The 9,229-nt window shown below is 69.6% G+C and carries 5 protein-coding genes; 3 read left to right on the forward strand and 2 right to left on the reverse strand.

Features of this window, described 5'->3' with window-relative positions; translation table 11 throughout:
- Nucleotides 1–411: 411 nt before the first annotated feature.
- Nucleotides 412–3,624 carry a family 78 glycoside hydrolase catalytic domain gene (locus ACFXI4_RS20315; RefSeq protein ID WP_384992669.1) on the forward strand — a complete coding sequence of 1,071 codons (3,213 nt, stop codon included), beginning with the start codon at nt 412–414 and terminating at the stop codon, nt 3,622–3,624.
- A 268-nt stretch (nt 3,625–3,892) separates the two neighbouring features.
- Here the strand turns inward: ACFXI4_RS20315 and ACFXI4_RS20320 are convergent, their stop codons facing one another.
- Nucleotides 3,893–4,669, reverse strand: a complete 777-nt coding sequence (locus ACFXI4_RS20320; protein ID WP_384992672.1) for a FadR/GntR family transcriptional regulator — start codon at nt 4,667–4,669, stop codon at nt 3,893–3,895.
- 104 nt (nt 4,670–4,773) lie between these two features.
- Here ACFXI4_RS20320 and ACFXI4_RS20325 point away from each other — a divergent pair, with 104 nt between their 5' ends.
- Nucleotides 4,774–6,510 carry an IlvD/Edd family dehydratase gene (locus ACFXI4_RS20325; protein WP_384992675.1) on the forward strand — a complete coding sequence of 579 codons (1,737 nt, stop codon included), beginning with the start codon at nt 4,774–4,776 and terminating at the stop codon, nt 6,508–6,510.
- 47 nt (nt 6,511–6,557) lie between these two features.
- Complete coding sequence (locus ACFXI4_RS20330; RefSeq protein WP_384992869.1) at nt 6,558–7,745, forward strand: fumarylacetoacetate hydrolase family protein; 1,188 nt, start codon at nt 6,558–6,560, stop codon at nt 7,743–7,745.
- A gap of 161 nt (nt 7,746–7,906) precedes the next feature.
- On the opposite strand, the gene ACFXI4_RS20335 is transcribed toward ACFXI4_RS20330, so the two are convergent.
- A partial coding sequence (locus tag ACFXI4_RS20335; RefSeq protein ID WP_384992678.1) for a glycoside hydrolase family 3 C-terminal domain-containing protein occupies nt 7,907–9,229 on the reverse strand: 1,323 nt, incomplete at its 5' end.

Below are 9,229 nucleotides of genomic sequence, written 5' to 3' on the forward strand. Positions count from 1 at the left end.
TCCCGGGCGGCGTGGGTTCCGGTGTGCGGTGGTGTCCGGCCCCGGACAGGCGCAGGGCATTCCCGCAGTCCACCCGTCACGCTCCGCGCCACCTGTCCGACCGCGACACCGTCGGATTGAACCGATACACACGGCGTACAGCCGCCCCCTCTCCGGCCCATGAGCCGGCCACGCGGAGATCGCCCAACCGTGAGAACACGACGACTGTCCGGAACCCTCGCCGTGGCAGACGCCGTGGCGACAGCAAGAGCAGACTCGTCTGATCCATTGACCCCGACGGAATGCGCTCGTACATTGCCAACGTCCCAGTCGATTGAAACGTTTCATTCCGCGGTGATGGTCCTGCCGTGACTTGGAGGGAAGCCCGTGCACGGTCGCTGGCGCTGGAAGTCATCACGATGGCTCACGGTCATGACCCTGATGGGGGCGGTGGTCTTCGGGGTGTCGCCGGGCGGTCCGGGGGTCGCGGTAGCCGCGTCCGGCCGAATCACCGTTGGACGACTGACCGTGGACGGCACGGTGAACCCGCTCGGCACCGACGACACCCGGCCCAGCCTCGGCTGGCAGTTGCGCTCCTCCGCGCGCGGAGACCGGCAGACCGCGTACCGCGTCCTGGTGGCGAGCAGTCCGAAGCGTCTGACCACCGAGGACGCGGACGTCTGGGACAGCGGCCGGGTGTCCGACGCGGACTCGGTCGGAGTGGCCTACGGAGGGCCGGAGTTGACCTCCTCGCGTGCCTACTACTGGACTGTGCGGGTGTGGGACGCGCACGGCAGGGCCTCCCAGTGGAGCCCGACCGCGCACTGGGAGACCGGTCTGCTGAACGCGGCGGACTGGCAGGGCGCTCAGTGGATCAGCCCGGACACCGGCAACAGCTACTCCTGGTCGGACTTGACCCTCGACGCGGACTTCACCATCAAGACCGGTGCGGCGAGTGTCCTGTTCCGGGTGAAGGACGCACAGGACTACTACATGTGGCAGATCAACGCCGCGCAGACGGCCGGCAAGGTGCTGCTGCGTCCGCACGTCCAGTCTGGCGGCCGGTTCACCAACCTCGGCGAAGTCGACCTCAGTCCGGTCATCACCACCGCGAACGTCAACGCCCCGCACCACCTGACCATCAGAGCCGAGGGCAGCCGCATCACCACCTCGATCGATGGCGCCCAGGTCGACTCCCGTACCGACACCACCCTCAGCGCGGGCACCCTGGGCTTTCGCAGTTCAGTGACCAACGGTGTCCCCGAGGACGCCCTGTACGACAACGTCGCGGTTCACGGCATGGACGGCGCCGCTCTCCTCTCCGACGATTTCAGCACCTCACCCGACCCGCTCTTCCCCGGCAGCCCGGTCACCGGCGGTCAGCTCGAACCTCGGAGCGACCCGACACTGCTCGACGCGGAACCCGACGCGCCGATGCTGCGCCGTGCCTTCTCCCTCGACAGAACGAAGGTCGCGACCGCCCGCGCCTATGTGTTCGGCCTGGGCTTCTACGAGTTGCACCTCAATGGGGCCAAGGTCGGCGACCAGGTGCTGGCCCCGGCCTCCACTCCCTACGACAAGCGCGACCTCTACACGACGTACGACGTCACCGACGACCTCAAGAGCGGCGCGAACACCGTCGGGCTGTGGCTCGGGAACGGATACGACGAGCGGTTCAGCCCCTACGGCTTCCGCTGGTCCGGGCCCCAGCAGGCCGTGATGCTGCTCGAGGTCACCTACGCCGACGGCCGTCGGCAGACCATTACCACCGACAGCGAGTGGAGTTGGTCCACCGGCCCGATCACCAGCAACGGCATCTACGCGGGCGAGTCCTACAACGCACAGTTGGAAAAGGACGGGTGGGACAAACCCGGCTTCGACGGAACTCGCTGGCAGCCGGTGCGGACCGTGCAAGCGCCGACCGGCACGCCGGCGGCCGCCACCCTGCCGCCGATCCGGGTCACCGACACGCTCGCGCCGGTGAGGCTCACCGAGCCGAAGCCGGGCGTCTACGTCTACGACTTCGGTCAGAACATCGCCGGCTGGGAGCGGCTGCACGTCAAGGGCGTGGCGGGCAGCACCGTACGGATGCGGACGGCCGAGGAGGTCGGTGCCGACGGCATGCTCGACACCACCACCAACCGGGCGGCGGCGGCCACCGACCGTTTCACCCTGGCAGGTACTCGCACCACCGAGACGTACGAACCCCGCTTCACTTACCACGGGTTCCGCTATGTCGAGGTCACCGGCTACCCGGGCACTCCGACGACGAAGAGTCTCGACGCCAGGGTGGCGCACGCCGACGTGGCGTCGACCGGCATGTTCTCCTCGTCCGATGCGCTGCTCGACCGCATCTGGCAGAACAACAGGTGGACCATCCTGAACAACTCGATGAGCCTGCCCACCGACAACCCGGTCCGTGACGAACGGACCCCGCCGGGCATGGACGTACAGGCGTATCACGACGCCTCCGTCCGGGAGTTCGGTATGGACGGCTTCTACGCCAACTACCTCCAGGACATGCCGCCCGGCACTCCGCTCCCCAACGACGGGGGCAACGCCCAGCAGCCCGACATGGGCGGCGACCAGATCACCCTGGCCTGGGCCCTCTACGAGCAGTACGGCGACCGCGCCACCCTCGAGACCGCGTACGCGGCGATGAAGAAGTTCGTCGACACCAACGCCACCGACGTGCCCGGACACATCTGGCCGGCCGGCAGAGGGTTCGGCGACTGGTGCCCTCCCGACCGCAGCTCCAACGCGAACGGCGGCCTCGGCAACCCGAACGCCGGCAACTGCACCAGCGAAGTCTCGGTGGTGAACACCGCCCTGTCGTACCTTCAGGCCGTGGATGTCGCCAAGGCGGCCGGGGCACTGGGCCACCGCGACGACGCCGCGCATTTCACCCACCTCGCCGAAGCCATCAAGCAGGCGTTCAACACCGAGTTCCTCAACGCGGCCGGCGACACCTACGGCGACGGACGCCAGACGACCAGCGTGCTGCCGCTCGCCTTCGGCATGGTCCCCGCGGAGAGCGTCGACAAGGTCGGTGCCCAGCTCGTCAACACCATCCTCACCAAGGACGCCGGTCACCTCGACACGGGCATCTTCGGCACCCGCTACCTCATGGACGCGCTCGCCGTCATCGGCCGGACCGACGTGGCGATGACGGTATTGGGCCAGCGCACCTATCCCGGCTTCGGCTACGAGATCACGAAGGGGGCGACGACCTCGTGGGAGGAGTGGACCTACGCATCGAGCATGGAGAGCCACGACCACGCCATGTTCGCCGGTATCAACGCCTCCTTCTACACGCAGCTGGGCGGCATCCGGCCGACCGGCCCCGGCTACAGCACCGTGGCCATCGACCCGCAGATCCCGCCGGGCCTGCGCCACGCGGCGGCATCCATCGAGACCGTCCGCGGCCGGGTTGCCAGCTCCTGGACAAGCGACGGCGACAGCACCACCCTTGACGTCACCATCCCGGTCGGCAGCACCGCGACCGTCCATGTCCCGCACCTCGGACAGCCCCTTGTGACGGTCCGAGCCACTTCCGGTGCGCGACCGCAGAACAGCGGCGATGACGAGACCGTCTACAGGGTCGGCTCCGGCCAGTGGAAGTTCACCGTGACCGGCCACAGCTGAGACACTCACCTTCCCATCCGGTTCCGTCAGAGGGCCCCCTCTCTCTGACGGAACCGGCGCACGCCACTCCACCGCCACCAAAGGCCCAGGCCGGCAGGGGCCGGTGTCATCACCGATCGGCAACCGGTGTCAGAACCCACCGGCGGCGCCAGTGCGGAGCATCAGCTGGTGGTCTCCCCGGGCCCGGACTTCAGGCCCCGTCGGCGTGGACCGTTCGTAGACCAGGTGCGGCCGGTCCGGGGCGCCGGCAGCCCGTCCAGGCCGACGTTCACCGCGGTGTCCGGGTCGTTCGGGTGTCGGGCCGGTTCGAAGCGGATCCCCTGACCGGGCTCTGCGCGATGTCCCTGTCCGCTGCCTCGATGAGAGCCCGTACGGCGGCCGCCGCGGCCGCGCCGTCCCGGGCCTCGACGGCTCGCACGACGGCCCGGTGACCTGGCAGAGAGGCTTCCACCGCACCGGGGGTCCGGGTGCTGACCAGGAAGCTGTGTTCCAGCGCGACGTGGACAGCCCGGCCCAGTGAGCCGAGGAGAGGGTTGCCGCTGGCGTCGAGCAGGGCCTGGTGAAAGGCGATATCGGCCTCGACGTACCCCGTGCCGCCGGGCTCCGCCGCCGCGGCCTCCATGGCCGCCACATGGTCGTACAGGGCTCGGACCTCGTCGGGAGTGGCCCGGCCGGCAGCGAGCCGGGCCGCTTCGGGTTCGACGACCCGGCGAAGTTCACCCGTGTCACGCAGCAGAGCCGTGGCGTTTTCGGCCTGTTTCCAGCGCAGCACGTCCCGGTCCAGATGGTTCCACTGCTTCGGGGGCAGCACGCGGGTACCGGTACGCGGGCGCACATGCAGCATCCCCTTCGCCACCAGTGCCTTGACCGCCTCGCGCAGGACCCCTCGGCTCACGCCGGCCTCGGCGGCCAGCGCCTCCTCGACCGGCAGTGTGTCACCGGGCTTCCATCCGCCGCCCACGATCCGTCGCCCGAGTTGGTCGACCACGCGATGGTGCATGGTCGGGAAGTCCGCCACGATGTCCGCCTCCCCCCTGGACGCCATTCATCGAATCATTTAATGATTGCCTGACAGGGTACGGCCTGCGGGTCCCCACCCCCAATGGCCCCACCCGAAGCGGACCACGTCACAGCCACGGGAGTGCGTGCATGACCGAGGGTCGAGAAGCCGGCAGCCGGAGCCAGGCATGGTTCGGCGCACAGGGTCGCAGCGGCATGGTGTACCGCTCCTGGATGCGCAACCAAGGACTCGGCCACGAGGTGTTCGACGGGCGTCCCGTCATCGGTGTCGCGACGAGCGCCTCGGAACTCGCACCGTGCAACACCCATCTGACCCAGGTCGCGGAAGCAGTCAAGAGGGGAGTGTGGCAGGCGGGTGGGCTGCCTCTCCAGTTCCCCACCATGGCCACGGGCGAGACCCTCATGCGGCCCACCGCCATGCTCTATCGCAACCTCATGGCGATGGAGGTCGAGGAACTGATCCGGGCCAACCCCCTTGACGGCGTGGTGCTGCTGTCAGGCTGTGACAAGACGACACCCGCCATGCTCATGGGCGCCGCGAGTGTCGACCTGCCCGCCGTCATGGTCACCGGCGGCCCGATGCTCAACGGCAAGTACCGTGGGCAGGACGTGGGATCCGGCACCCACGTGTGGAAGTTCGAGGAGGAGTTCAAAGCCGGCCGGATGACCGCGGAGGAGTGCTTCTTCGCGGAAGGGTGCATGGCCCGTTCCCACGGGCACTGCATGACTATGGGGACCGCGTCGACGATGGCTTGTCTGGCCGAGGCGCTGGGCATGCAACTGCCGGGGTCCGCGGCCTGGCCGGCGGTCGACGCACGTCGGATGGAGACCGCGCAGGCGGCGGGGCAGCGCATCGTTCGCATGGTGGAGGAGGGCCTGCGCCCCTCGCGGATTCTGACCCGGGAGGCGTTCGAGAACGCCGTCCGGGTCAACGCGGCCATCGGCGGTTCCACGAACGCCGTCATCCATCTCATCGCCATCGCCGGGCGTGTCGGTGTCGGACTGGGTCTGCAGGACTTCGACGACCTCGTCCGGGAGGTGCCGACCCTGGTCAACCTGATGCCCAGCGGCAAGTACCTCATGGAGGACTTCTGCTACGCGGGCGGACTGCCCGTGGTCATGGCCGAGCTGCTGCGCGGCGGACTGCTGCACGGCGAACAGATCACGGTCACCGGCCGCACCGTCGCCGAGAACACGGAGAGCGCCGAACGCGCGGACTCCGACGTCATCACCGGCCTCGACGCTCCTTTCCAGCCGGCCGGCACCGGTATCGCCGTCCTCAGGGGGAACCTGTGCCCCGACGGTGCCGTGATCAAGCAGTCCGCCGCGTCCCCGCACCTGCTCACCCATCGTGGACCCGCACGCGTCTTCGACACCCCGGAGGCATACCACGAGGTGGTCGACGATCCCGAACTCGACATCGACGAGAACACCGTGATCGTCATCCGCTACGCGGGCCCCAGGGGTTACCCCGGCATGCCCGAGGTCTCCAACGTCCCGCTGCCCGCGAAGCTGCTGAAGGCCGGCGTCAAGGACATGGTGCGCGTCTGCGACGGACGGATGAGCGGCACCGGGTACGGGACGGTGGTTCTGCACGTGTCGCCCGAGGCCGCCGTCGGCGGGCCACTCGCCCTGGTGCGCGACGGGGACTTCGTCGTTCTCGACGTCCCGGGCCGCACCCTGCACCTGGACGTGGACGACGCCGAGCTCACGCGCCGTCGGCTGGCGTGGCGCGCGCCGGCCGAGCAGTACACCAGCGGCTACACCTGGCTCTACACCCAGAACGTGGAACAGGCCCACGAGGGCGCGGACTTCGGTTTCCTGCGCGGCAACCGCGGATACGAGGTCCCCCGCGACTCCCACTGAGCACCGGTCCAGTCGCCTCACACCTCGAATCCAGGGGAGCGTTGATGGTGGAATCGGAAACCGCCCATCCGCGGCCGGTCCTGACCGCCGGCACCGTCCTGCCGGAGGACGCCGACCGAGCCGCGCTCGTCGCACGCGTCCATGACCCCGAGTGGGACGGACCGTGCGTGGCAGCGGTCCGGGGCGAGCAGGTCGTCGACCTGACGGCCGTCGTACCCACCGTCTCCGACCTCATGGAACGCGACGACGCTGCGGAGGTCGTCCGCGATGCCGAGGGCGGACACGTCTGGCGCCTGGACGACCTGCTCGGGGCACCGGTCGGCCGCCGTGACGTTCCGCACCTGCTCGCCCCGGTCGATCTGCAGGTGATCAAGGCCGCCGGCGTCACCTTCGCCCGGAGCCTGATGGAACGCGTCATCGAGGAACGCACGGGCGGCGACCCGGCTCTGGCCGCCATGATCCGGGCCCGCGTGGGTCAGGTGGTGGGCGGCACGCTCGAAGGCGTCCGTCCCGGGTCCCCGGAAGCGGACAAGGCCAAGGAAGTGCTGGTCTCCGAAGGACTGTGGTCGCAGTACCTGGAGGTCGGGATCGGGCCGGACCCGGAAGTGTTCACCAAGGCCCCGGTACTGTCCGCGGTCGGAACCGGCGCGTACATCGGGGTTCTCGGCACCTCGGTGTGGAACAACCCTGAGCCCGAGGTCGTCCTCGTCGCGGACTCACGCGGCCGGATCCGGGGAGCGGCACTCGGCAACGACGTCAATCTCCGCGACGTGGAGGGACGCAGTGCCCTGCTGCTGTCCCGCGCCAAGGACAACAACGCCTCGTGCGCGATCGGCCCCTTCGTCCGCCTGCTCGACGACGGCTTCGACCTCGAAGCCGTACGCGGTCTCGACGTCGAGCTGCGGGTCGAGGGGACGGACGGATACGTGCTGCACGGCAGGAGTTCCATGCGGGAGATCAGCCGCGACGTAACGGACCTGGTGGCCGCCACACATGGACCGCACCACCAGTATCCGGATGGCTTCGTGCTCTTCACCGGAACGCTGTTCGCTCCCACCGAGGACCGGCAGGCGCCGGGCGCGGGCTTCACCCACGAGTACGGCGACCTGGTGCGGATCTCCAGCCCGAGACTCGGCGCCCTGGCCAACACCGTCATCGCCAGCGAGCGGGCCGAGCCGTGGACATACGGCGTCGGAGCCCTGATGCGCAACCTCGCCCGGCGAGGCGTGCTGTGACGGAACGTCGGATGGCCGCCTGGCCACGCGGGCCTGGCGGCCATCCCTCGGTGCCGCCGACACCGAGGTTCCCCGTCCCCGTCGTGCCAGGCCAGGCCAGGACGGGGACGGCCCGGCCGCGCGTGCGCAGCGCCGCCGCGGTGTGCGCTGCGCACCCGGGTTCAGGCCTGGCCGACCGGCTCCTGGCGGATCGTGGCGTGCAGGCGCCTCGTGTGATCCACGTGACGAACGGTCCCGGTCAGCGTGACGGCGGCCGTCAGGCGTCGATCCGCACTGGAGGCGGCCAACCGCAGTTCCAGCTCACCCGGTTCGACGACCCGCCGCCCGTCGCGTCCGGTGAAGGAGGCGATGTCGGCCGGGACCGTGACATGCAGACGCCGTGCGGCACCCGGTTCGAGGTCCACCCGTGCGTAGCCGACGAGGCGTTGCACCGGCTGGACGACGGACGCGACGGGGTCGTGGAGATAGAGCTGGACGACCTCGGTGCCGGCTCGACCGCCTGAGTTGCGGACGGTGAAAGCGAAGCTGAACTCGCCGTCCGTCGGTGTCTCCCGCACGTCCACGATCAGATCTGTCCAGTCGAACCGCGTATAGGCCAGGCCGTGGCCGAAGGCGAACGCGGGGGTCGGGTCGATGTTGGACACCTCGTTGGCGTGTGCCAGCCGGGCCCCGAGGTAGCCGGCCGGCTGGGAGCCCGGCCCGCGCGGGACGCTGACCGGGAGACGGCCGGAGGGATTGGTGCGGCCGCTGAGCACTCCGGCGATCGCGCGCGTGCCTTCTTCCCCCGGGAAGAAGGACTGCACGATCGCTGCGGACTCCTCGACGGCGCGGCCCAGAGCGTACGGTCGTCCGCAGAGCAGCACCGTGACCACGGGTGTCTCAAGGTCGAGCAGCGCGTCGAGCAACTGCTGCTGCGCACCGGGCAGCCGCAGGGTCTCCGCGTCGCAGCCTTCGCCGCTGGTGCCGCGCCCGAAGAGCCCGGCGCGGTCACCGAGCACCAGCACGGCTACATCGGCCTCGCGCGCCGCCCGGACCGCCTCGCCGATTCCGAGGAGATCTCCGTCGTCCACACCGGTTCCGCGGGCGACCGTGATCTCGGCGTCGGGAAACTCCTCGGTGAGAGCTTCGCGAAGCGTGGGCAACTCGATACCGAGGGGGGTCGCAGGATGGTGCATGCCGATGTGCTGGGGAAATGAGTAACAGCCCAGTACGGCGACGGGCTCGTCGCTGTTGGGGCCGAGCAGCGCGATACGGCGGGGCCTCTCCAGAGGCAGGGTGCCGTCGTTGCTCAGCAGCACGACCGCTCTCTCGGCGACCGCGCGGGCCAGCGCGCGGTTCTGCGGACCGTCCAGGTCGATCCCGGCCCGGATTGCCGCCCGAAGCCCCCGGTCCGGAGCGACGAATGCCGCGGGGAAAGGGCTGCCGTCGGGGGGGCGCAGCCCCAGAATAGCCGTTTGAGTGAGGACACGGCGCTGGGGCCGATC

The organism is Streptomyces sp. NPDC059224, assembly GCF_042754285.1.
Lineage (GTDB): Bacteria > Actinomycetota > Actinomycetes > Streptomycetales > Streptomycetaceae > Streptomyces.